At 37.8% G+C, this 22,726-nt stretch carries 23 protein-coding genes; 6 read left to right on the top strand and 17 right to left on the bottom strand.

Annotation, left to right across the window (positions count from 1 at the left end):
* Positions 1 to 163: 163 nt before the first annotated feature.
* Both REB14_RS11375 and REB14_RS11370 read left to right on the top strand, forming a co-directional pair.
* Entirely contained in the window at positions 164 to 1,027 is an 864-nt protein-coding gene (locus REB14_RS11375; protein ID WP_309522232.1) for a helix-turn-helix domain-containing protein, read from the top strand.
* Between the two features lie 89 nt (positions 1,028 to 1,116).
* Positions 1,117 to 1,839 (top strand): FAD-binding oxidoreductase, encoded by a 723-nt coding sequence (locus REB14_RS11370; RefSeq protein ID WP_079242515.1) that lies wholly within the window; start codon positions 1,117 to 1,119, stop codon positions 1,837 to 1,839.
* 111 nt (positions 1,840 to 1,950) lie between these two features.
* Here the strand turns inward: REB14_RS11370 and REB14_RS11365 are convergent, their stop codons facing one another.
* The 4 genes from REB14_RS11365 to REB14_RS11350 all read right to left on the bottom strand — a co-directional run bounded on the left by REB14_RS11365 (position 1,951) and on the right by REB14_RS11350 (position 6,251).
* Positions 1,951 to 2,529, bottom strand: a complete 579-nt coding sequence (locus REB14_RS11365; protein ID WP_309522231.1) for an NAD(P)H-dependent oxidoreductase — start codon at positions 2,527 to 2,529, stop codon at positions 1,951 to 1,953.
* On the bottom strand, positions 2,526 to 3,548 hold the full coding sequence (locus REB14_RS11360) for a saccharopine dehydrogenase (RefSeq protein ID WP_309522230.1): 1,023 nt from the start codon (positions 3,546 to 3,548) through the stop codon (positions 2,526 to 2,528). The genes REB14_RS11365 and REB14_RS11360 overlap by 4 nt, the downstream gene beginning before the upstream one ends.
* A gap of 53 nt (positions 3,549 to 3,601) precedes the next feature.
* A complete protein-coding gene (locus REB14_RS11355; protein WP_079242518.1) occupies positions 3,602 to 4,168 on the bottom strand; it encodes a Crp/Fnr family transcriptional regulator in 567 nt (188 codons plus the stop codon).
* Positions 4,169 to 4,481: 313 nt separating this feature from the next.
* Positions 4,482 to 6,251 carry an aminopeptidase P family protein gene (locus tag REB14_RS11350; RefSeq protein ID WP_309522229.1) on the bottom strand — a complete coding sequence of 590 codons (1,770 nt, stop codon included), beginning with the start codon at positions 6,249 to 6,251 and terminating at the stop codon, positions 4,482 to 4,484.
* A gap of 215 nt (positions 6,252 to 6,466) precedes the next feature.
* On the opposite strand from REB14_RS11350, the gene REB14_RS11345 reads away from it, so the two are divergent.
* Genes REB14_RS11345 through REB14_RS11335 form a run of 3 tightly spaced genes read left to right on the top strand, consistent with a single transcriptional unit; the run spans position 6,467 to position 8,211 of the window.
* Complete coding sequence (locus tag REB14_RS11345; protein WP_123279485.1) at positions 6,467 to 6,904, top strand: DUF6526 family protein; 438 nt, start codon at positions 6,467 to 6,469, stop codon at positions 6,902 to 6,904.
* A 23-nt stretch (positions 6,905 to 6,927) separates the two neighbouring features.
* Positions 6,928 to 7,095 carry a phosphatidate cytidylyltransferase gene (locus REB14_RS11340; RefSeq protein ID WP_079242521.1) on the top strand — a complete coding sequence of 56 codons (168 nt, stop codon included), beginning with the start codon at positions 6,928 to 6,930 and terminating at the stop codon, positions 7,093 to 7,095.
* A 9-nt stretch (positions 7,096 to 7,104) separates the two neighbouring features.
* A complete protein-coding gene (locus tag REB14_RS11335) occupies positions 7,105 to 8,211 on the top strand; it encodes a DNA topoisomerase IB (protein WP_309522228.1) in 1,107 nt (368 codons plus the stop codon).
* Between the two features lie 133 nt (positions 8,212 to 8,344).
* Here the strand turns inward: REB14_RS11335 and REB14_RS11330 are convergent, their stop codons facing one another.
* From REB14_RS11330 to REB14_RS11270, 13 genes are all read right to left on the bottom strand, one after another.
* Positions 8,345 to 9,235, bottom strand: a complete 891-nt coding sequence (locus tag REB14_RS11330; protein WP_079242523.1) for a helix-turn-helix domain-containing protein — start codon at positions 9,233 to 9,235, stop codon at positions 8,345 to 8,347.
* Between the two features lie 130 nt (positions 9,236 to 9,365).
* Entirely contained in the window at positions 9,366 to 11,612 is a 2,247-nt protein-coding gene (locus REB14_RS11325; protein ID WP_309522227.1) for a TonB-dependent receptor, read from the bottom strand.
* A gap of 186 nt (positions 11,613 to 11,798) precedes the next feature.
* Complete coding sequence (locus REB14_RS11320) at positions 11,799 to 12,686, bottom strand: urea transporter (protein WP_309522226.1); 888 nt, start codon at positions 12,684 to 12,686, stop codon at positions 11,799 to 11,801.
* A gap of 236 nt (positions 12,687 to 12,922) precedes the next feature.
* Positions 12,923 to 13,624, bottom strand: coding sequence for a membrane protein (locus REB14_RS11315; RefSeq protein ID WP_047421274.1), 702 nt, complete (start codon positions 13,622 to 13,624; stop codon positions 12,923 to 12,925).
* A 144-nt stretch (positions 13,625 to 13,768) separates the two neighbouring features.
* A complete protein-coding gene (locus tag REB14_RS11310) occupies positions 13,769 to 14,557 on the bottom strand; it encodes an urease accessory protein UreD (protein WP_309522225.1) in 789 nt (262 codons plus the stop codon).
* A complete protein-coding gene (gene ureG / locus REB14_RS11305; RefSeq protein ID WP_034697252.1) occupies positions 14,558 to 15,196 on the bottom strand; it encodes an urease accessory protein UreG in 639 nt (212 codons plus the stop codon).
* Positions 15,197 to 15,469: 273 nt separating this feature from the next.
* Positions 15,470 to 16,159 (bottom strand): urease accessory protein UreF, encoded by a 690-nt coding sequence (locus REB14_RS11300; protein ID WP_079243961.1) that lies wholly within the window; start codon positions 16,157 to 16,159, stop codon positions 15,470 to 15,472.
* Position 16,160: 1 nt separating this feature from the next.
* Positions 16,161 to 16,670 carry an urease accessory protein UreE gene (gene ureE, locus REB14_RS11295; protein ID WP_309522224.1) on the bottom strand — a complete coding sequence of 170 codons (510 nt, stop codon included), beginning with the start codon at positions 16,668 to 16,670 and terminating at the stop codon, positions 16,161 to 16,163.
* The gene (locus tag REB14_RS11290; protein WP_079242529.1) at positions 16,660 to 17,307 is read right to left on the bottom strand and encodes a hypothetical protein; all 648 of its coding nucleotides are present in this window, start codon (positions 17,305 to 17,307) and stop codon (positions 16,660 to 16,662) included. The genes ureE and REB14_RS11290 overlap by 11 nt, the downstream gene beginning before the upstream one ends.
* 115 nt (positions 17,308 to 17,422) lie before the next feature.
* On the bottom strand, positions 17,423 to 19,144 hold the full coding sequence (gene ureC, locus REB14_RS11285; protein WP_309522223.1) for an urease subunit alpha: 1,722 nt from the start codon (positions 19,142 to 19,144) through the stop codon (positions 17,423 to 17,425).
* Position 19,145: 1 nt separating this feature from the next.
* Complete coding sequence (gene ureB / locus REB14_RS11280) at positions 19,146 to 19,514, bottom strand: urease subunit beta (protein WP_309522222.1); 369 nt, start codon at positions 19,512 to 19,514, stop codon at positions 19,146 to 19,148.
* Positions 19,515 to 19,525: 11 nt separating this feature from the next.
* Positions 19,526 to 19,828 (bottom strand): urease subunit gamma, encoded by a 303-nt coding sequence (gene ureA / locus REB14_RS11275; protein WP_034697260.1) that lies wholly within the window; start codon positions 19,826 to 19,828, stop codon positions 19,526 to 19,528.
* Between the two features lie 153 nt (positions 19,829 to 19,981).
* A complete protein-coding gene (locus tag REB14_RS11270) occupies positions 19,982 to 20,347 on the bottom strand; it encodes a hypothetical protein (protein WP_034697262.1) in 366 nt (121 codons plus the stop codon).
* A gap of 406 nt (positions 20,348 to 20,753) precedes the next feature.
* Between REB14_RS11270 and pruA the strand changes: the two genes are divergently transcribed.
* Positions 20,754 to 22,379, top strand: a complete 1,626-nt coding sequence (pruA, locus tag REB14_RS11265; protein ID WP_079242532.1) for an L-glutamate gamma-semialdehyde dehydrogenase — start codon at positions 20,754 to 20,756, stop codon at positions 22,377 to 22,379.
* The last annotated feature ends 347 nt before the right edge of the window (positions 22,380 to 22,726 follow it).

Genomic DNA, 22,726 nt, shown 5'->3' with positions numbered 1-22,726 from the left:
GTTTCTTTCTGTTCCGAATTCCAGTGTATATTCATATAAAATCTGACTTGAAGAAAGCATCATGGTTATGCACCGCGAATTTGAGATTAATATTCCGAATGTAAAACCGTGAAAATACGTAATTTTACCGTTACGTATTATCCTCATCACAACAGGTTTAAAGATGAAACAGACCATTCCCACCTATGATTTAAACGGTATTACCCATCATCAGTTCCATGTCAAAAGGATGGATAAAAGGACTCATGATGCCGGGGATATTCTTCTGGACAAAGGCATACACCGAGACAGTCATTATATTTTTACCTGCATGGAAAGTGGTCATGTAAGAATGATGGTTGATTTTAAAACAGTTGAAGCCAGAGAATCCACTATTTTCTGTGTATTGCCTGGGCAGGTACATCAGGGACTTTTAATGAAGGAAGTCTGTGGATGGTTTGTGGCGGTAAAAGCAGAACTTGTTCCTGACACAGTGCGTTCTTTTTTTGATGAATCGTTGGGTGAAATACAACCGCTGCCTATGGATAAAAGTCTTGTCAAAAAGATTAATACAACAGCAAGTCTGCTTCATGCTTCCTATACGAACGAAATGCTTTCCACTAAAGAAGGATTTCTCATCGTTCAATCGCTACTTAATGCTTTTCTCGGAATGTTTGCTCTGATGTATTCCCGGAAGAATATTTCTCCGGCTTCAGATGAAAACCGTGCTTTACAGTTGTCAAGAGCATTCAGAATTTTGGTTCGGAAAGATTTTAAAACCATGAAAAGTCCATCTGAATATGCAGCAGCTTTACATATCACAAGAGGATATTTAACGGAAACGGTTCGTGAAGTTACAGGAAAGCCTGCGCAACACTGGATTCATCAGGAAATTTTGATTGAAGCCAAAAGATTACTGGTCTTTACCAATCTGAGTATAAAAGAAGTGGCTTATGAGCTTGGATATAGTGATCACACCTATTTCAGTCGTTTATTTTCCAAACTGGAAGATCAATCTCCATCAGAATTCCGGAATCAGCACCAATAGAGAACCAACCACGAATAGTCCAATTAATTCCCCGAAACCGCTATCGGTATTTTATGATTTTGCAACGTCCTTTGCAATAAAAATAATTTATGCCAAGCCTACCAAAATGGATCAATGACACCGTAGAAAATGTTTGGTCCTCCAAATTTAAAGAATGTACCGTTAGCCATATAGAACAGATTACAAATGATCTTCGACTGATACGCTTTGAAACTGAATTACAGGATGTACTTTATGAACCGGCCTATGCCATTGGAATAAGGATCAACGATAGGGATTTCAGGAATTATTCTCCTTTTAATTTTAACAAAGAAGCAGGAACTTTCGATGTTTTGTTTCATTTGCATGATATGTCTGCTGCGGGAAGTAATTTTATCACTCAACTCGTAAAAGGAGCTTCCATCAAGCTTTTAATGCCCAGAGGAAAACAATTTTTTACTCCTGATGCTAAAATTCATTTTTCTGTGGGTGATGAAACTTCTTTGGGAAGTTCTATTTCCATCAAGGAAGCCGTAGAGGAATGTGGTTCTTTATTCATTTGTCTTCATGAACTGGATGAGTGTTCCGCTCTGGAAAAACTTAATTTATATGGGTATCACAGTCCCAAAAATAATACCATGAGAATGATTGAAGCCTTGAATGACTTTCTGAGAGAAGAAAAAGAATCTATTTCTGATGATGAAGTTGTGTTTTATCTTACAGGAAACGGAGAAAGAATGTCATTAATCAGAAAATTTCTTAAAGCCAGAGGTGTATCACCAAAATGTATCAAATCACAGGCATATTGGATTGAAGGTAAAAAAGGATTGTAAAAATGGAGAAATAAAGTTTTTTCACTTTAACAATGAAACTTTATCTGATAATAAAAACAATTATTACCGGATAAAGTTATCATTGCTCAATACCTAAAAATATTGTGCGGGTTATTTCTGTTTCCTTCCTAATTCCTTCACTTTTCTCAACCATTTGGATCGCTGCTCCTCTTTAGAATTTCTGATAATTCCAATATAAGTCACCTTCACCGGTTTTACTCCACAGTATTCTAAAATAGATTTTCTAAGCTGATTTACACTAGGCCTGCCAAAAAACAGACGGTAATACCATCCCGGTTGGTCTAATGTTGTTATGATATGGGCTGTTTTGCCTTTTAAAAGTTTATCCCACCATACCGAATTTTCACGGTATTTATAAGCCATTCCAGGTAAAAAAAGTCGGTCTATAAATCCTTTCATTAAGGCAGGAAATCCTCCCCACCAAACCGGATGTACCCAAACCAAATGATCTGCCCACTGAATAACTTCCCAGGCTTTCACTAGATCAGGTTCAAGCTCTATTCTTTTCTGATATCCAAACTGTAAATTGGGATTGAAGTGTAAATCCCTTATCACTATTTCTTTTACCTCAGCTCCTGCTTCTATTGCTCCTGATCTGTAAGCTTCTGCTATCCCAAAATTGAAAGAATCTTTATTGGGATGTCCGTTGATAATGACTATTTTTTTCATCGTGTTATATTAATATTGATGGAATCATAGGCATTAAGCTGTGCCATTAATGATAAAGGCTCATGCAGCTGATGGCTGAAATAGACCTTGTTTTCATGAGGATTTCTCAACAGTTCTTCGGTATGCAGAACAGCAGATAAAGCGGTTAATTCCGCCTGTCCTTTTTCACTCTGCAAACTTAGTTTCTTTTGTCCTGACTGATCATCAACTACAATTTCAAAGACTGCCTGATCCCCGTTACCACTGGATCCAAAAATCATTTTTCGTTCTTTTAAAGATAAAATATTATAGATTCTGAGATACTGAAAAGAACCCAACAGCCAGGTAATGAATTTTGAGTTGTAGGTCATCTTCACACTCACATCGGAAATTCTTTCCACTTTGTTGAGAATATACAGATCCGGCACATCAAAATTATAAGCACTTCTTTTCCCTATTCCAAAGGAAAAATTAAAAGCTTCTGTATCCAGGAAATGTCTGATGGAAACCGGTTTGTCATTCTTATAATGTACAAAAGGAACGCCTACATTTTCTGCCATAAAGTGAGCTGAACTCTCGCCTGCACGATCCTTTACGGAATAATAGACAAAGAGTTTTACTTCATTAATATCTCCTGAGTCTGAAAGGATATTAGCCAATCCTGGGACAATCCCACCCATCCAGCCGGAACTGAAGACAATTCTACTGTTTATATCTGATTTCCCTGCAATATCATAAGCTTTCACCAAAGCCGGAGTAGGTTTTGTAATATCCAGATAATCTATTTGATGATCAATGGCAAAACGTAGTACATGATCTTCTTTATCATTCACAGAAAGAATAATGAGGTGTATTTTTTTGTCGGAAATAATTTTAAAAGATGAAGGATCTGTAACATCAATCTTCAGATCTTTATCTGTTTTTCCTCCTTTTCTTCCCCCGATAAAAACAGTAAGATGAGGATTTCTTGATTTCAGTATACGGGAAATTGTTTTACCTACCAGTCCATTTCCTCCAATTATAAGAATATTTTGCTCCATAACTTTTTTTGACAAAAGTAGAGCGCTCCAATTTCAATAAGCAGGACAAATGTCTAAAAAGAAATTTCCTTTCTGATACGGCTCAGGTGGCGTTGGGTAATGCCCAGATAAGAAGCCAGATACTGTAATGGAATATTTTGAATATAATCAGGATGTTTTTTTACTAATGTTTCGTAACGCTGGGCAGCACTGTCTCTTTGCAGCTGAAAAAACCGTGTTTCAAGTTCAAGATATTCCTGCTCTGCAATGATTTTTAAAAACTTTGTCCAGTTAAGACTGTTCTGAACGAGTTCATCTACAGCATCTTTTTTAAGGATAATCAGCTCTGCATTGGTAATGGCCTGCATACTTTCTTTGCTTGGGCAACCTGAAACAAATGATGAATAGGCCGCTATCATATGATTGGGAAACCGGAAGCAATACGTCATATCTTTTCCTTCATCAGAAGTATAAAAAGAACGGAAAATACCAGACTTCACCAATCCTACTTCTTTGCAAAGCTCTCCTTCCTGTATGAAATAATCATTTTTACGGATAAGTCTGAACTCAGAAAACTTCAGAAATTCTTCAATTTCATCTTCTGAAAACAGATTAAAGCTTCGGAAATATTCACGTTCCATGATATCAAATAAGTTTCAGCGAAAATAAATAAAAAAAATCATCTCAGGACGAGATGATCTACCGTTTTGAATTTACTTGAGTTATTTATGAAGATATGAATGATGTTTTGTTGTAACAAAGATAGGTGAACCTTATTTTTTATGCATCAGTGGAATCCCTGGAATTATATCCGTAAAAATACGGTTGTATAAAAAGAAAAGCCCTGCAGGAAATACCTTACAGGACTTTGGATTATCTAACAATATTCAGTTTACTGTTTACCATTCAAGGTTTAACGTTATGATTGTCATCTGCTTTCACCTTGAATCTTTATTAAAGAGGACTTACCAGCTGAAGGAACCATTCTTTAACTTCTCCTTCCAAATGTGGAGCAAGCTTTTCTTCACATGTTTTATGATAACCGTTCAGCCATGCGATTTCGCTTTCTGAAAGGATTTCTTTTACTACTGTATCTTTGAAGAACGGACAGAATGTTAATGTTTCAAATTCATAGAATGTTCCGTGAATTGTTTTTTCTGCTTCTTTTACGGCAATCAGGTTTTCGTGACGAATTCCATAGTGCCCTTCAAGATAGTAACCAGGTTCATTGGAGCATACCATTCCCGGAAGAAGTTCCTGAGGGTTCAGGTCTTTCCTGATGTTTTGCGGTCCTTCGTGTACATTCATGAAACTTCCTACCCCATGTCCTGTTCCGTGGTTGAAATCTTTCCCTTCCATCCATAACGGAAGTCTTGCAATAGCATCAAGATGTACTCCTTTTGTTCCTTTCGGGAATTTCACCATAGATAAACGGATTAATCCCTGTAGTACCAATGTCGAATTTCTTTTAAACTCTTCCGAAGAGGTTCCTAAGGCAAAAGTTCTTGTAATATCTGTAGTTCCTTCAAGGTACTGACCTCCTGAATCTACCAGGATGGTCTCCTCGTTGGTCACTTCTTTGCTTCCTTCTTTTTTGGCAGAATAGTGCATGATAGCACCATTGTCTTTATATCCTACGATAGACCCGAAACTTTCTCCGACAAAATTTTCACCTTCTGCACGGAAGCCTCTCAGTTTTTGTCCGATAGAAAACTCATTCATGGCTTCTTTTCCTGCATTGTGCGTTAGCCAATAAAGGAATTTCACCATTGCTACTCCGTCTCTTACCATTACTGTTCTGAAACCTTCCAGCTCAGTTTCATTTTTCTGGGCTTTCATCAGGTTGCCGGGAACGGGAGCTTTGATAAACTGATTGTCAGTTTTTAATGTTTCAAAAATCTGTTGGTTGCTGTTCGGAGAAACCAGAACTTTTTCGTTTTTGAAGGTCTTCAGGTAATTGTAGAATTCTTCGTAAGGCATCATTTTTACAAAGGAATCATCCATTTGTTTTCTTGCAGCCACTTCCATTTTCTCTAATCCTGTGAATAAAACAGCATCATTTTTAGTAATCACAATATATCCTAAGAATACAGGATTGCTTTCTACATCACTTCCTCTCAGATTCACTGTCCAGGCCACATCATCAAGACTTGATATAATGTGTACGGTAGCCTCCTGCTCTTCCATTTTCTGACGGATTGCAGAGATTTTATCGGATACTGATTTCCCGGCTCTTTCTATCGGATGTACGAAAATAGGATTAACAGATGGAGTTCCTCTGTCTTTCCAGACTTCTTTTAAAAGCGGAACATCTGCCAGTGTAATATTTTTGGAATTGAATTTTTGAGAAAGCATTTCCCAGTTAGCATGAGAAGCTGCAACAGCATTTACCGCCACTTTACCGCCTGCTGGAATTTCCGAAATAATCCAGTCGATATAATTGGGAGTTCCTTCCATTCCATCTTTGAAAAGATCAATTCCGGAATCCTTCAGCTCAATAGCAGCTTGTGTAAAGTATCTTCCATCTGTCCAAAGTCCACCTTTATCTTTGGTAATCACCACGAAACCGGCAGAACCTAAGAAACCTGACAGCCAAGCTCTCTCCTGCCATTCTTCAGGAAGGTATTCGCTCATATGCGGGTCTGCAGAATATACTATAAATGCATCAACATTATTTTTCTGCATTTCTTCACGAAGCGCAGCAACTTTTTCCTTTGAAGTCATTCTTTTTATTTTTAACCACCGAAAGTTACAAAAAATTTGATGTCGGAAAGGTAAATCTATCCGCTATTTTGCTTAATAATTCTTTATTGTTAAAGAGGTCTAAAAAAATCAAACCACTAAACATATTTCATTAAATAAATCATTTTTAAGTAAAAAAAACTACCACATTATCAAAATAATAAATTTTTGGAAGGATTATTGCTACATTCTATTGCATGAAACAGCAAAACTACAATAACCACAGAAAATTTTATCCGCCACATCATTTTATTTATCTTCCATTGCTTATTATATTGGAGATTTTAGGAATTTATAAAATCTGGGATGATCCCGGAAATCAACTGATCTGGATACTTTTTTCTGTTGTGATTTTTTTGCTTTTTTATCTGGCATTTATGACACGGCAGCATTATGCACTGGGACTTCAAAACCGTATGGTGGTTCTTGAATTTAAACAGCGTTATTTTGAGATCTTCAATAAAAGATCTGATGAAACTGCTGAGAAACTGAAATTCGATCAGATTGCTGCATTGAGATTTACTTATGATGATGAATTCAAAGAGCTTTTATACAGAGCGCTTCATGAAAACATCTCAGGAGATGAAATTAAAAGGTCTATCAAAAAATGGAGAGCTGACCGACTCAGAATTTAGCACACCCACAAAAATAGATACCTATGAAAAAATGGAGCTTTTACAGTATTATGATATTAAGTGTAATGACACTTACAAGTTGTGAAGCCGTAGAAACGATTTTTAAGGCAGGAATGTGGTGGGGAATAATCTTAGTCTGTGTGATAGTAGGGATTCTTTTACTGATTTTTTCGAAGGGTAAAAACTCTTAACCATGTTTTATGGAGAAGAATACAGATTTGGAGATGATTTCTCACCTTAAGCCTTCAAAAATTGTTAAAATAATGAAGGACCCGGAAGCTTCTGCAAAGGCGGTACATCTTGTATATACCACCGATGCAGAAACCGCCGGAATTATTCGTAAAAAAACCGGAAAGAAATATTCCTATTATAAAGATGGGGAGAAAATAAAGGATAAAGAAGAAATTACAAGGATCAATAAACTGGTCATTCCTCCTGCCTGGGAAAATGTATGGATCTGTGCTCTTGATAACGGCCATCTTCAGGCAACAGGCTTTGATGTAAAACAAAGAAAACAATACCGCTACCATCCTCTGTGGAGCGCTTTAAGAAATCACACAAAATTTTATAGAATGCTTCAGTTCGGGTATGCATTACCGGACATTCGTCTGCATGTAGAACAGGATCTCGCCCTGAGAAATTTTGAGAAACGAAAAATCCTGGCCTTAATTGTAAGCCTTATGCAAAGAACCAATATCCGTATCGGGAATAATGTATATGAAAAACTGTATGGTTCTTTTGGTCTTACCACATTAAGGGATAAGCATGTAAAAATAAACGGCCAGAAAATCACTTTTTCTTTTAAAGGAAAGAAAGGTGTTATGCATCAAATTGACCTCAGGAGTAAAAGGCTGGCAAGGCTTATTCAGAAATGTAAGGATATTCCCGGGAAAGAACTTTTTCAATATTTTGATGATGAAGGAAACCGTCATTCTGTAGATTCCGGAATGGTGAACGATTATATCAAAGAGATCAGTGGCGAGGATTTTACCGCTAAGGATTTCAGAACATGGTCCGGAACGGTAAGTGCTTTGATCGCTTTCAAAGAAATAGGATATGCTGAAAATAACACTCAATACAAGAAAAAAGTAAAAGAAGCCCTGGATATCGTTGCTGAAAATCTGGGAAATACATCGGCTGTCTGCAGAAAGTATTATGTTCATCCTTTAGTTATCAACCTTTACGAGAATAATACCATCAAAAAATATCTTGATGAACTGGAAGTTATAGAAGAAAATGATGGAAAAGCCGATCTGACAAAAGAGGAAAGACTGGTTCTGAAGATCCTGGAAAACGAGAAAATGTAAGGGAACCCAATCAATAGTGAATGGTGAATTTGCTTCGCAGTGAATTTTTTATTCTGTACTTCATCAACTCATTGACTATTCACTTGCGCAGCAAAGATTGACTATTGACATTACACAAATTCTATTCTTTATATCAGACAGAAATTCTACTATTGTTCAAGAACTGAACCCTGTATTCCTTCGGCGTAATTCCTGCAATTTTTTTGAAAAGCTGGGTAAAATGAGATGCGGTATGAAAGTTCAGTTCGTAGGCAATCTCTGCAATATCTTTACTGGAGTGAAGTAATGCTTTGCTATAATTGATATCAATCTCATTGATCCACTGTTTGGGAGATTTTTGAGTTACTCCTTTTACACACTTATTCAGATAACTTTCTGTAACGGACAGTTTATCGGCATAAAAAGCCACTCTCTTTTCCCCTACATGATATTTAAACAAAAGATCACGGAACTGAAGAGACAGCTCCATCGGACGAGTTGCAGATTTGTGATGGTTGTCAGAATCTGTGCTGAGCATTTTGATTAAAATAAGATGAAGCATAGTTACTACGACATCATTAACATTGAGGTTATTCAACCACAATTCCTGTTCCATAATCGGGAGAAGCTGTGTAATGGTTCCATACGTCAGGCTGTCCAGATTCAGGAAGGGAGTCATGAAGAAAATACTGCTTTTATGTTTTGGAAGTTCCTGTTCAGACAGAATATTATTTTCATAAGCAAGGAAGAATCCTTCAATATCGTCTGATAGCTCAACAGTTGCGGTAATTGTTCCTTGCTTAATAAAAATCACACCTCCTTTTTCAGCATGATATTCTTTATTTTCAAGATACTGTCTGATATGGCCGTTAGTAACGAAAATAATAAAATTGAATGTGGTACGGTACGGAATGACCGGCATCAGAATACCTTTAAGATAATTTTCTATCCGATACAGCTGTATATCAGCATTGTTAGCTAATATCTTGTCAGTAATATTGGGCAGAAAAAGCTTTTTATATTGAAAATTGGATAGCACTTCCATATCCTTGTTATGATTATTTAAAGTTATACAAAATTTGCAATGCAGAAATTAAAGAATTTGAAAATTTGAGAATGCACTAATCTGAAGATCTCTTCATTCTTAGACCATCACACTCTCAAACTCTTCCAATTTAAAACTTGTAGTACACTCCTACTCTTACTCCAAAAGGGCTTCCCGGTGTGTAGGTAAGATCTGTAATAGGTTCTGCTTCTCCTTTCAGCTGTGTTTCAGTTGCAAACTGGGCTTCATTCCACTTTACATTGAAAAGATTGTTCAGCTGAACATTTGCACCCCATTTCTGACGGTTATAGGAAAGCATCAAATCATTCACAAAATAGGCTTTCGTTCTGATACTGTTATCTTCTACGGCAGGTCTTGCTCCCAGATATCTGTACTGAAGTCCCAGAGAAAAACCATTCAGGAAATCCCAGTTCACAGATCCTGTACTGGTGACTACCGGAGCCAGCGGAACATAGTCCTGGCCTTTTTCTTCTTCAGTAAATCGTGCGTGGGAATAATTGATATCTGCATTCAGATAAAAGTTCTCCAGTGGCTGGAAGCGAACTCCAAGATCAGCACCAAAACGTCTTGATTTTCCGGAAGGCTCTACTACGGCATCATCACCTACATATACAAATTCCTGCTGAAGATCCATATACCATAATGCCGGAGTAATAATCAATGATTTGAACGGGTGCAATCTCACCCCGAAATCTGCACCTATAGAATAAGGAAGGGTATTTTCATTTTTATTGGGAACAACCACTCTCAGATCATTGGAGTGAAAGCCCATTCCTGTTTTCAGGAACCACATCACATTGTCATTCTGAGCGTATGAGAAATTCAATTTTGGACTAAGCCTTGTTGCTTCTTTTGATTGTCCGGACGGCAATTGCTCCACATCCAGCAGATTATGCATGTTGAAAATAAAATGATCTACTCTCAAAGCCGGATTGATGGTCCATTTTCCGACTTTCCATATCAATCCTGAATACGCATGAAGATTGGTTTCTGTTCCCGTCACATCTGATAATCTGTCCAGCAGAAGATCCCTGTGATAAACGTGATTAAGCTGTAGCGTATTAATATCATCATTTCTTAATCCGATTCCTGACGTCCAGTTTAAAGAACTGTTAGCCAAGGAAAAAGTCTTTGTATACTTTACTTCAGCTCCGTAAATATTTCTGCCGTCAGTCTGCTGAATCTCATCACCATGCTCTTTATCTTTTAAATTAAAGGTAAAATCAGAATACAGATTGAAGTTGTATTTTGAATAGAAAGCCATGGCATCAATCTGCTCGGAAGGAGAAATAATGTGCTTAAAGTTCATCTGAAGGTTTGTTCTGGAAGTTTTTCCGCCTTCTGTAGGATCAATACTTCCCCATCGTCCGATGATTCCCTCATCTACGGCACGTTCCGGAATTTGTCCGGAAGCATTCCATGAAGAATTGAATGTTGAGAACTGGATGTTGAAATAGTCTTTATCCGTAAGCCACTGGTTGTATTTTCCGAAGATATTGACTCTGTTAAAATTCTGTTTTACATCAAAAGGGCCGTCTGTATAATTGTATTCTGCAGCTATGTAAGCATTTTTTCTTCCCAGATCATCATGCAGAATATTGAACATTCCCAACACTCTTTTGGAGTTGAAAGAACCTCCTTCCAGCTTAATCATACTGTTTTTCAACCCATTGTATGTCTGAAAATCTACATATCCGGCTGTATTAAAGTCTCCACGATCCATGTAATAAGCTCCTTTTCCAAAATCGATATTATTGACCGTTTCAGGAATCACAAAGTGCAGATCAGAATATCCCTGACCATGGGCATGGGAAACAATATTTACAGGCATTCCGTCTACATTAACGCTTACATCGGTACCGTGATCGGCATCAAATCCTCTTAGAAAAAGCTGTTCTGCTTTTCCTCCTCCGGCATGTTGTGCAATAAACAGTCCCGGAACTTTTCTCAACAAATCCTGCGCTGAGCTGACCGGAAATTTATTCAGATCAACCTTTGTAATAGCAGACAGAAATGAACTGTGATTGATGGCTACTTCAGAAATCTGAAAAGGTTTATGCTGTAAAAAAATAACTTTATTTTTATCATCATCATTGGTCACCACCCATTTTACCTCATCGTATCCCTGACGGCTGATTACAAGGGTATCAGGAAGAGTTTTTACAGGAACAGCAAATGTTCCGTCTGTTCCCGTATGGGTATGACTGTTTCCGTGGTCGTATTTTACCAAAGCATCTGCAATGGGAAATTTGTCATCTGCATCTTTTATCAGCAACTGTTTTTCTGCTTCCTGCGCCATTATTTTTCCACTGAATGCCATGACCAGAAATACTGCGGCTATTTTTGTTATTTTCATTTTTTAGTTTAATTATATTTAAATTTTAGAAGTTAGAAATTAGAAGTTAGAGGAATATCAATAGTGAATTTTGCTTCGAAAATGAATCGTCAATCATCATGAAAAAACTTTAAACCTTGAACTTGAATATTGAACTGTCTCACTCTCAAACCCTCAAACCCTCCAACTCTAAGACTCTCTAACTTTTTATTTTTTTGTTTTAAGAAATATTTTTTGAATCAAAAGCGTAATCCATGTTCCCGCTACAAAAGGGAAAGTAAATACTCCTCCCACAATATCCAGACAGTGATTGTCTATCAATACGTCATCAATGGCAATGGTGATAAGAACAGCTATCAATACCCATAAACCATCCGTTTTTTTAACTCCGGAAAAAACGATAGCGGAAAGTACTGCGTTAAAACCAAATAATCCCATGTGGATTTCTTTGATAGGCTCTCCGTTCAATTGTGATAATCCTGCTCCCAATATAGAAGCGGCCAATCCATACAAAGCCGCTATGGGAGAACTTATGAAAACAGCCAGGAAGAAAATCATTCCTGAAAGTATTCCTCCCTGAAATATCACTTCCCCAAAACCGTTGGTACAAGCAAGAAAATCATCATATTCTGTAGGAATAACTTCACTACTTAACATCGCAGAAGGCGGAATATGCGTAAAATGATGGAGCGCAAATACCAATACCCAAGTGATAATGATGAAAGGAAAAGTAAACACCGGAATTTTCTTTTGAATAAAGAAATGCTGAATAACAGCAGCCAATGCACCTCCCAATACGATAAGAATCCAGATCAGTACTGTTGTCTGAAACAGAAAAGCCAACGCTACTCCCACCAGTGCTGCACTGAAGCCGTAAAGCCCTGCGTTGATTTCAGATTTGGTATAGTTAAGCTTCATCGCAGTAAAAGTTCCGGCTGCAGTTGAAAGCAGTACTGCCACTCCACACTGCCAGCTTCCCATAAAGATTCCTATAAGAAACAAAAGACCCGTCCATCGGTTTTCCTGGAGCATAATCTGCCCGATTCCTTTTAAAATATTGTCTATAAAGGGGAGTTTTTTGAAAAATTCGTCCATAGTTTTTTTAATTGTATTAATAATGTAGAGTGATTTTAGATGGTTGTTTTTTGTTGCTAGATGCTAGATGCCAGTTTCAGGGTTAGAGGTACTAGATGCGAGGGGCGGGGATTAGATTAAGATAAAAAGATACTAGATTGAAAGTCTATCATTTTTTAGCTTCAATTTTTTCTTCAACCTTCGAACTCTCATACTCTCTTACCCTCAAACTCTACCACTCGCATCCCGAAACTCGTTTACCATCCAAGAAAGACCATCCCGACACCGCAAACGGTTACTACCGCTCCGCTTACCACTCCCATATACCGTTCCAGTTTTTCAGTGTTGAATAATGTTGAGTAACCATATCTCCCCAGAAGAACCATTCCAAGCATGGTCAACACAGTTGTTGCTGTGAAAGAAGTGACCAGTACCGCAATTTCAGACATGGAATGTTTTACTCCTGAATAAAATAATAAAGGAATAAGAGGCTCGCTGGGTCCCATCACGAAAATCATAAAAAGCACAAGCGGAGTTACTTTTATTCTTTTTTGGGGCATTACCACTTCGCTGTGATTATGTTCGTATACATATACATCATCCCCCATCACATCAAAATGTTTGTGAGGTTTGTTTCTGATTGCCTGAATGAGGCCATATACCAGATAAACTCCTCCAAAGATCAGCAATGCCCATCCTGAAAAATTCCCTCTGATATCCTGAAACCAGGAGATTTTATTCAACTGCCATCCCAGAAAAACTCCGATAAATCCTAAAATCAGGGAACTGAACACATGTCCAAATCCGCAGACAACGGTTAATATGGCAGTTTTCATTCCGCTCCATTTTTTGGATTTGGAAATAACAATGAAAGGCAGATAATGATCCGGCCCTGAAGCTGTATGTATAAAACTTATTGAAACTGCACTTAAAAGAAGTGCCCAAACTGTACTATCCATTTTTATTAATTCTGTTATTTCAGATTCTTTATTAAGTTTTGGCTAAAGCCAGTGGAAGATTTCTTTCTATTAAGCGGGCTAAAGCCCACTTCTATTGAATATGCTTCTCGCAAATTTTGTAAATGAATCAATATGAGGATCCTTTTACTCCAACGACCAAAGGATTTCCTGAATATGAAGGAAAAAGTTGTACATCATTTCTCCGCCATGTCCCAAAGCTCTTACTACAAAACCATTATCTTCCATAGCGGAAACACCCACTTCCATTTCTTCATGATGCTGTGTTGCAGCTTCAACAATCTCCTCAATCAATCCGGTTTTATCTATATTTTCTTTCGTACTGTAAAAAATAAGGGTTCCCTGGTGGGTATATTGTTCCAGATTTCCGATGCTGTTGATTGGGATCATATCAGGCTGGATCAGGACATTATCTTTCACTACCAGTTTATTGTTGTGGTAGATTTCCATCACATTCTGAAAACGTTTCAGTTTAAAAACCTCTCCATAATGTTTTCTACCACAGGTAATAATCTCACTGATGATGATCTGACTGTTTTTCCCGATATGAATATTGGCTTTACTCTTAAAGTTTGAATCTTCGTGAGGAACAATTGGATGAGGAACATAAGCGAAAGAAGTTTCATCTTCCATAGAAACATTGAGTTCCTGAAGCGCTTTGTCCTGCATGTTGAAAAGCCTTTGGTAGGATTGTGACTGTAACTGCAGCGCTGCTCCTTTTTCAAGGGTAACCTCCAACTGATAGTGATCTCCATCCAGAATTCCCGGAGAGGAGCTCATTACCATCTGATAGAGCTTTTTGTCACTTTTTCGCTGTCCTACAGAAACCACTCTGAAAGGAAGTGAGACATAAAGATCTTTCACATAGGATTCTCCTCCCTTGAATCCTGCAATAATTTTTAAATGACTATCCATTTATCTTACCAAATTCGGTTCTTCAATTTCTTCTAAAAGAGCATATTTTTTAATCCAACCTATTACTTTATCCAGTCCTTCATCTGTTTTCAGGTTGGTGAACACGAACGGATTTCCTTTTCTCATTCTTCGGGCATCATTTTCCATGACTTCAAGGCTGGCACCTACGTGAGGAGCAAGGTCAATTTTATTGATGATCAATAAGTCTGACCTTGTAATACCGGGACCACCTTTTCTAGGAATTTTTTCTCCTTCTGCTACGTCAATGATGAAAATAGTAACGTCAGCAAGGTCCGGGCTGAATGTCGCTGAAAGGTTATCTCCACCACTTTCAATCAAAACCAATTCGATTTCCGGGAAACGTGCTGCCAGCTCATCTACGGCTTCAAGGTTCATACTTGCATCTTCACGGATGGCGGTGTGGGGGCAACCTCCTGTTTCTACTCCGATAATTCTGTCGTGGGGAAGAAGACTGTTTTTCGCCATAAATTCAGCGTCTTCTTTGGTATAAATATCATTCGTGATGACTCCAAGATCATAAGTTCCGAATAATTTTCTGCTTAAACGTTCTAATAGTGCAGTTTTTCCTGAACCTACAGGGCCTGCTACTCCTACTTTTATGTATTTTCTGTTTTCCATTTTTTTAAAAAATTTTGATTGAATTCTTAACGCCAGGCGCGCTAAGTTTTCTTTATTATGAATATTTTACAATCGCAAGGGCGTTTCACTTAGCAAAGAGCACCTTGTTTCACGTATATATTTTTTTTAATTGAGAATATTGTAAGGGATGCAAAGGCATTTCATTCGGCTAAGAAGCATATTCATTGAGTCTTGCGTTTCTTCATTTTCTTAGCTTTCCCAATCTTCTTTTATCTTTTGCCTTCCCCCCTTTTTGTCATTTATTTTTACTTTTTAGGACATATAAAGTCTTGAATACAATCTTTCATGCTGCATACATCTGATATCAAAAGCGGTATTACAAAGTCCCACCATATCCCTGTCCAACTCCATGGTTTCCCAGACTGTCTTTTCCATTACGGGATATAGTGAGAATAAAATATCTTGTCCGTCCAATTGCCCAAGAGGAACTAGTTTTACAGCATTGGTAATCATTCCCGCAACCGAAGTGTAATAGAATCCTAAAAGTGCTTCATACAAAGGAATTTTCATCAGATAAGCATACACTCCAAACACAATACAATAGTGAGAATTGGCTTCTTTATGCTGAACAGCTTTCTCAAAAGCTTCCATAAAAGAAAAACTTTCTCTTCTTTTGAAGATTTTAATCAGTCTGAGTCCCAGTTTCTGGCTCGCCTGGCGAATTTCCTTTGGACATTTTATCGCATTACATTCGTTATCCAGTTCTAAAAGCTGCTGTATATCTCCCTTTTTTGCCGCTTCATAAGCCAGTTTTACAAAAGCTCCGTCATTGAATTTAAGATTGTACTGAAGCATATTCTGTACAAATTCTTTCGCGGTTGCCAGATCATGTACAATTCTTTCCTGCACATACGTTTCAAGTCCGTTGGAATGGGTATAGCCTCCGATAGGAAGTGTAGGATCTGCGAGATGAAGCAATCCTGATAAGAAATTGATATTCATATTATTCATCTTTCGGAGCGGCCATTTTTAAGATTTTTGTAAAGATTGTGGAGCCCAGACTTCCGTGTCCATGAGGTTCTACATTCGATTTAAGAAGATTCAGCAGTTTCACAGATTGTTTCTCCGGTTTGAAACCGCTTGCCTCCAGCCATCTGAACATCGGCATTTCAAAAGGAAGTAATACTTTATCATTCTGAATGAAAAGCGGAATATGTTTGTTTCCGATCTCATAGCACACGGTACCCATTTCCAGCAGTGAAGCTGGTGACATCACAATGGCTTCTGTTTCCAAAACATTGATTGCTATTATTTTTTCTGCATCCTCAAAAAGAATATCTCCTTCACGTAATCGTTGCCCTTCTCTGAGAAATTTGATGGCAATATCAATTCCCTGTCTGGTTTTTTTACGCTGGATTCTTTTGGTGGTTTCAAACCATTCCAGATCAAGATAGTCTATGGTTTTCTCCGAAGGATTTTCAGCAATATTGCCTATGATTTGATTAATTATCATTTTTCGTTTTTTTTCTGAAGTCTAAGTTTTTGGAGATTCCTACCCCGAATGTTGAACCACTGATTCCGGCTACATAGCTTTTTGTCCAGCCTTCTTCTTTTGTTTTGGTCTGAAGCATTGAAAGTTCTGCGAATTTGAATTTCAGTGCCCAGCCTCCTCCTAATACGATTCCGATCAAAGGATAAGCACGAAGGCGGAATCCGTTAAAATTCTGCATAGCATCCGCTGCTGTCGAAAGTTGTTGTCCCCAAACATAGTGGGCATCCACCTGACCAATCAACACAAAATATTTTCCAAGCATTACCGAAGGACTATACCAGATTCCTGCTTCATTTTGTTTGTATACTACATTGTGGTCCACAGTATTCTGCGAGTAAGCATAATTAACCCCTATAAGATCATTATTATTAATGAAGTAGCCTACTCCAAGCGGTGCACTGGAAACAGTACTGCTGCTGCTTGACGGTGTTGTAATTTTAGAATAGTCTAATGAACCATACACCATAAACTGTCCTTTGGGTCCGTCTTCATCACTTTTAAGCCTGTGACCACCCAGAAACTGAGCATTCAGATGTCCTGAAAGTATAGACATACCCGTTATGGCAAGAGAAAAAACTGTTTTATTTAAATATTTCATTCTACACTTAGAGTTCTATAATTGTTTTACAATATGGTCTGATAAATCTTTTTTTGTTGTTTAATAAACCTAACAGGTTTTTGAAACCTATTAGGTTTTATTCGTAAAATTTATCTTAGAACAAGTAATACAGCTGTGTTAAAGGAAGTGTCTCTGCCGGTTCACAAGTGATGTATTCACCGTCTACCGTTACTTTATAGTTTTCAGGATTCACTTCAATTAAAGGCGTCTTATCATTGTGAATAAGGTCTTTTTTACCAATATTTCTACAGTTTTTCACCGGAAGAATCATTTTTTCCAGTTTGTAAGAAGCGATTGTTCCGTTGTCGATAGAAATCTGAGAAACGAAGTTCGCGCAAGTACCAAACTTGGCTTTTCCGTGAGCTCCGAACATATTTCTGTAAATAATAGGCTGAGGCGTTGGAATAGATGCGTTGGGATCTCCCATTTTAGCAGCAATGACAAATCCTCCTTTTACAATCATTTCCGGTTTTACACCAAATAAGGCTGGTTTCCAGATCACCAAATCCGCCAGTTTCCCTTCTTCAAGAGAGCCTACATATTCTGAAATACCGTGTGCTATAGCCGGATTGATGGTATATTTAGCCACATATCTTTTTGCACGATAATTGTCATTTCCGCTATCTTTATCTTCAGCCAGATCACCTCTCTGCTCTTTCATTTTGCTCGCTGTCTGCCATGTTCTGGTAATCACTTCTCCCGGTCTTCCCATCGCCTGAGAATCTGAACTCATGATACTGAAAACCCCCATATCGTGAAGGATATCTTCTGCTGCAATGGTTTCGGGACGAATACGTGAATCTGCAAACGCTACATCCTCAGGAATGTTTTTACTCAAATGGTGACAAACCATCAGCATGTCTAAATGTTCATCAATGGTATTGATGGTGTAAGGACGTGTAGGATTGGTAGAAGCCGGTAATACATTCGGATACATAGCTGCTTTAATGATGTCTGGTGCGTGACCTCCACCTGCACCTTCTGTATGGAAAGTATGGATTACCCTTCCATTGATGGCTCTCATGGTATCTTCCAGAAACCCTCCTTCATTCAAAGTATCCGTGTGGATGGCCACCTGAACGTCATATTTATCAGCTACTTTCAATGCGGCATCAATGGTTGCAGGAGTTGCTCCCCAGTCTTCGTGAATTTTTACTCCCAAAGCACCTGCTTCTACCTGCTCTTCAATAGGTTCTTCAGCTGAACAGTTTCCTTTTCCGAAAAAACCAAGATTCATAGGATATTCTTCTGCTGCTTCAAGCATTTTCTGCATATTGAACCTTCCGGGAGTAACCGTTGTAGCATTTGTTCCGTCATTTGGACCTGTACCTCCGCCAATCATTGTTGTGATTCCGCTGTATAAAGATGTCTCAATCTGTTGAGGGCAGATGTAGTGAATGTGAGTGTCAATTCCTCCGGCCGTTACGATATACCCTTTTCCACCATGAACTTCCGTTGAAGCCCCGATAATCATATTAGGTGTTACACCATCCATCGTATCAGGGTTTCCGGCTTTTCCGATTCCTACAATCTTTCCGTCTTTGATTCCGATATCTCCTTTTACAATTCCCCAGTGGTCAATAATTACGGCTCCTGTGATACAAAGATCCAAAACACCTTCATCTCTTTTAGCTGTCACATTCTGTCCCATTCCGTCACGAACTGTTTTTCCTCCTCCGAAAACAGCTTCGTCTCCGTAGTGGGTGAAATCTTTTTCGATTTCAATAATAATTTCAGTGTCTCCCAATCTGATTTTATCTCCGGCTGTAGGACCTAATATATTGGCGTATTGTTTTCTGTCTACGTGTAAGCTCATCTTAATGATTTTTAAAGTTTAACTCTTCAACTTTTGTAAGGCTTACTTTTTTTTGTTGTTCAGAATCTATCTGTCCGTCAACAAGATTGTTGAAGCCCATTGCTTTTTTGGTCCCTCCTATCTCTACCAATTCCACTTCTTTTTCTTCTCCCGGTTCGAAACGTACGGCAGTACTTGCTACGATATTCAATCTCTTTCCGAAAGCTTTTTCACGGTCAAAGCTCATCGCTTTATTGACTTCAAAAAAATGGAAGTGTGAACCTACCTGAATAGGACGGTCTCCTGTGTTTGTTACTTTTATTTTTACAGTTTTTCTGCCTTCATTGCAGATAATTGTACCTTCTTTTACAAAAATTTCTCCTGGTATCATAATCAGTAGTATTAGCGGATTGGATTGTGTACGGTTACCAGCTTAGTTCCATCAGGGAAAGTAGCTTCAATCTGAACATCATGGATCATTTCTGAAACGCCTGGCATCACATCTTCTTTGGTAAGAAGGTTTGCTCCTTCCTGCATGAGTTCAGCTACTTTTTTACCATCTCTTGCTCCTTCAAGCAAAAAGTGACTGATCAGAGCTATTGATTCCGGGTAGTTTAATTTAAGGCCTCTTGCCTTTCTTTTCAGAGCGAGTTCGCCTGCCAGAAATAGCATAAGCTTCTCCGTTTCTCTCGGTGTTAAGTGCATAATATTTTTATTTAAAATTGGACAAACAATATCCGGTTCACCTCTCCGTAAAGGCAAACAGACATGTTCAAAAATGTAGATTGGGAATGATTGTTATGAGTCTGTACTCGTGAGAATACAAACCATAGCAGATCATTAAAAATTGAAAAAGAATTAGCAGCCCGCTATCTGCAGGGAATGATACAGAATGTACCTTGGTGCTGTAATATAAATGCGGTTTTGAACAGCCGCAACCTGTGTATTGTAAGTGTAACCTGCAAAGAAATAGTGCAACCACTGCTGTGCAAGTATTGAGTAATCAAATTTTACTTTCTCCCAGTCATTGGAATCCTGCACATCCTGCACATCTGAAAAACTATAGATTTCAGGTTGTGTTTGCTGATCAGATTTCTGTTGTAAAAGATGAATTTTTGAAAGGACATCAGTGTATGATTGAGTTTTCCCTTTATGTGCAAAAAGACCTGCACACAACGCTGAGAAAAATATCACAAAAGAGAAAAATAAGACTCTTTTTTTCATACCTGTTAATAATGGTGTAAAATTAGAACAATCTTATCCCTCCGGCTATCAAAAAAATTATTTAAAATGTTCAAAATCGCAACAAATGTGAATTTATATAATTTTAACACTCTGCCATAAATCCTTTATTTACAGCAATTAATAACTGTTTTTAAACTATGACAAATATTTTATTGTCCTAATTCCTATAATTATAACAAAATGATGCATTTTTTTCTAAAAGCTAAAGAATTATCAAAACATACCAGGGTTTAACAAAATCTATCATCAAAAAAAGCTTAAATATTATCAGAAAACATATTTTATATTTTATTTGACAAAAACAGATGGTATTTTTTCTTTCTTTATAATTATTGTAAATTTGTATACACATCTTATTTAATTTAATAAAATAATAAAACGTAATATGTCAAAAGCAATTTCGCAAGTACCATTAGCGGTAAACGAGCCTGTAAACTCATACGAACCGGGATCTCCGGAAGTTAAAAGCCTTATCGACACGTATAAAAAAATGTGGGCTGAAAAGGTAGAAATCCCAATGATCATCAATGGAAAAGAAGTAAAAACTGAAACAAAAGTACAACTTCAGTCTCCACAGGATCATGCTCATGATTTCGGGTTCTACTATCAGGGTGGTATGCAGCATGTGGATGACGCTATCAACGCGGCATTGGCAGCTAAAAAAGAATGGAATGAACTAGGCTGGGAACAGCGTGCAGCAATTTTCTTAAAGGCAGCTGATCTTTTGGCTGGTCCTTACAGAGATGTGATTAATGCAGCAACAATGATCGGGCAGTCTAAAAATGTACACCAGGCTGAAATTGATTCTGCTTGTGAATTCATCGACTTCTTAAGGTTCAATGTAGAGTTCATGACAGAAATGTATGCTGAGCAGCCGGTTTCTGACAATGGAATCTGGAACCGTGTTGAATACAGACCATTAGAAGGATTCTGCTTTGCGGTAACTCCGTTCAACTTTACAGCGATTTCTGGAAACCTTCCTACTTGTATGGCTATGTTAGGAAATGTAGTGGTTTGGAAGCCGTCTGACAAGCAGGTATATTCTGCAAAAGTAATCATGGATGTATTAATTGAAGCGGGTCTTCCTGCAGGGGTTATCAATATGATCTTTACTGATGGAAAGGAAACTGCTGAAAAAGTATTGGCTCACCGTGACTTCGCTGGTCTTCACTTTACAGGGTCTACAAAAGTATTCCAGGGAATGTGGAAAATGATCGGTGATAATATCCACAACTACAGAACATATCCAAGAATCGTTGGAGAAACTGGTGGTAAAGACTTTGTTATTGCTCACCCTTCTGCTAACGTAGAAGCTGTAGCGACTGCATTGGTAAGAGGTGCTTTCGAATATCAGGGACAGAAATGTTCTGCAGCTTCAAGAGCTTATGTACCTAAATCTCTTTGGGCTGATGTGAAAAAAGTAATGGAAGCTCAGATGAGCACCATCAAAATTGGTTCTCCGGAAGATACTTCTAATTTTGTAAACGCTGTAATCGATAAAAATTCTTTTGAAAAATGTAAAGGATATATCGACAGAGCAAACGCTTCAGGTGAAGCTACTGTAGCTATTGGTGGTAAAGTGGATGATTCTAAAGGATGGTTCGTACACCCAACAGTAATTGAAACTACAAATCCTCAATACGAAAGTATGGTAGAAGAGATCTTCGGCCCAATCCTTTCTGTATTTGTATATGAAGATCAAGACTGGAAAGAAACTCTTAAGTTAGTAGATTCTTCTTCTCCATATTCATTGACAGGTTCTGTATTCTCACAAGACCGTTACGCAATCAATGAAGCGTACAAAGCTTTAGAGAATGCATCTGGTAACTTCTACATCAATGATAAACCAACTGGTGCTGTAGTAGGACAACAGCCTTTCGGTGGTGGTAGAGCTTCAGGAACTAATGATAAAGCAGGTTCTAAAATGAATCTTCTAAGATGGACCTCTGTAAGAAGCGTAAAAGAAACGTTTGTTTCTCCAAAAAACTACAAATATCCATATTTAGGGTAATAAACGATAAACAATCAATGATCATTGATAAATGATTTAACAGCCTCGGAATTTTTGTTTCGGGGCTTTTTTGTGGGATACGAGATTAGAAATTCGGGTTCAAGGTTCAAGGTTCAAGGTTACTGGCAGTTAACAAAGTACTTTCATTTCCATAACACACTCCCACCTCTAACTCCTATTCCCTATTCCCTGCTACCTGCTACCTAACATCTTTTAACAAACTTTACCGATATTTTACGATTCTTCAGGCCCTGTTAGGAATAATTGTTGATTTTTTCATTACGACAACACCACAAAATAGAAGAATATGAAAAAGTTATTGCTAGCAGCCGTTGGAATAGGAATAT

The sequence above is a fragment of the Chryseobacterium metallicongregator genome (genome assembly GCF_031324065.1).
GTDB lineage: Bacteria > Bacteroidota > Bacteroidia > Flavobacteriales > Weeksellaceae > Chryseobacterium > Chryseobacterium metallicongregator.
Note: the sequence above shows the minus strand (reverse complement) of the source record. Positions and strands in the feature narration are given on the sequence as shown.

Bases quoted from the DNA above. Each gene is read 5' to 3' on its own strand.
- REB14_RS11355 (WP_079242518.1), bottom strand. From the start codon at position 4,168: ATGGAACGTGAATATTTCCGAAGCTTTAATCTGTTTTCAGAAGATGAA.
- ureB (WP_309522222.1), bottom strand. From the start codon at position 19,514: ATGATACCAGGAGAAATTTTTGTAAAAGAAGGTACAATTATCTGCAAT.
- pruA (WP_079242532.1), top strand. From the start codon at position 20,754: ATGTCAAAAGCAATTTCGCAAGTACCATTAGCGGTAAACGAGCCTGTA.
- ureC (WP_309522223.1), bottom strand. From the start codon at position 19,144: ATGAGCTTACACGTAGACAGAAAACAATACGCCAATATATTAGGTCCT.
- REB14_RS11270 (WP_034697262.1), bottom strand. From the start codon at position 20,347: ATGAAAAAAAGAGTCTTATTTTTCTCTTTTGTGATATTTTTCTCAGCG.
- REB14_RS11345 (WP_123279485.1), top strand. From the start codon at position 6,467: ATGAAACAGCAAAACTACAATAACCACAGAAAATTTTATCCGCCACAT.
- REB14_RS11310 (WP_309522225.1), bottom strand. From the start codon at position 14,557: ATGGATAGTCATTTAAAAATTATTGCAGGATTCAAGGGAGGAGAATCC.
- ureG (WP_034697252.1), bottom strand. From the start codon at position 15,196: ATGGAAAACAGAAAATACATAAAAGTAGGAGTAGCAGGCCCTGTAGGT.
- REB14_RS11360 (WP_309522230.1), bottom strand. From the start codon at position 3,548: ATGGAGCAAAATATTCTTATAATTGGAGGAAATGGACTGGTAGGTAAA.
- ureA (WP_034697260.1), bottom strand. From the start codon at position 19,828: ATGCACTTAACACCGAGAGAAACGGAGAAGCTTATGCTATTTCTGGCA.
- REB14_RS11290 (WP_079242529.1), bottom strand. From the start codon at position 17,307: ATGAAATATTTAAATAAAACAGTTTTTTCTCTTGCCATAACGGGTATG.
- REB14_RS11335 (WP_309522228.1), top strand. From the start codon at position 7,105: ATGGAGAAGAATACAGATTTGGAGATGATTTCTCACCTTAAGCCTTCA.
- REB14_RS11340 (WP_079242521.1), top strand. From the start codon at position 6,928: ATGAAAAAATGGAGCTTTTACAGTATTATGATATTAAGTGTAATGACA.
- REB14_RS11320 (WP_309522226.1), bottom strand. From the start codon at position 12,686: ATGGACGAATTTTTCAAAAAACTCCCCTTTATAGACAATATTTTAAAA.
- REB14_RS11375 (WP_309522232.1), top strand. From the start codon at position 164: ATGAAACAGACCATTCCCACCTATGATTTAAACGGTATTACCCATCAT.
- REB14_RS11330 (WP_079242523.1), bottom strand. From the start codon at position 9,235: ATGGAAGTGCTATCCAATTTTCAATATAAAAAGCTTTTTCTGCCCAAT.
- ureE (WP_309522224.1), bottom strand. From the start codon at position 16,670: ATGATAATTAATCAAATCATAGGCAATATTGCTGAAAATCCTTCGGAG.
- REB14_RS11325 (WP_309522227.1), bottom strand. From the start codon at position 11,612: ATGAAAATAACAAAAATAGCCGCAGTATTTCTGGTCATGGCATTCAGT.
- REB14_RS11370 (WP_079242515.1), top strand. From the start codon at position 1,117: ATGCCAAGCCTACCAAAATGGATCAATGACACCGTAGAAAATGTTTGG.
- REB14_RS11315 (WP_047421274.1), bottom strand. From the start codon at position 13,624: ATGGATAGTACAGTTTGGGCACTTCTTTTAAGTGCAGTTTCAATAAGT.
- REB14_RS11365 (WP_309522231.1), bottom strand. From the start codon at position 2,529: ATGAAAAAAATAGTCATTATCAACGGACATCCCAATAAAGATTCTTTC.
- REB14_RS11350 (WP_309522229.1), bottom strand. From the start codon at position 6,251: ATGACTTCAAAGGAAAAAGTTGCTGCGCTTCGTGAAGAAATGCAGAAA.
- REB14_RS11300 (WP_079243961.1), bottom strand. From the start codon at position 16,159: ATGAATATCAATTTCTTATCAGGATTGCTTCATCTCGCAGATCCTACA.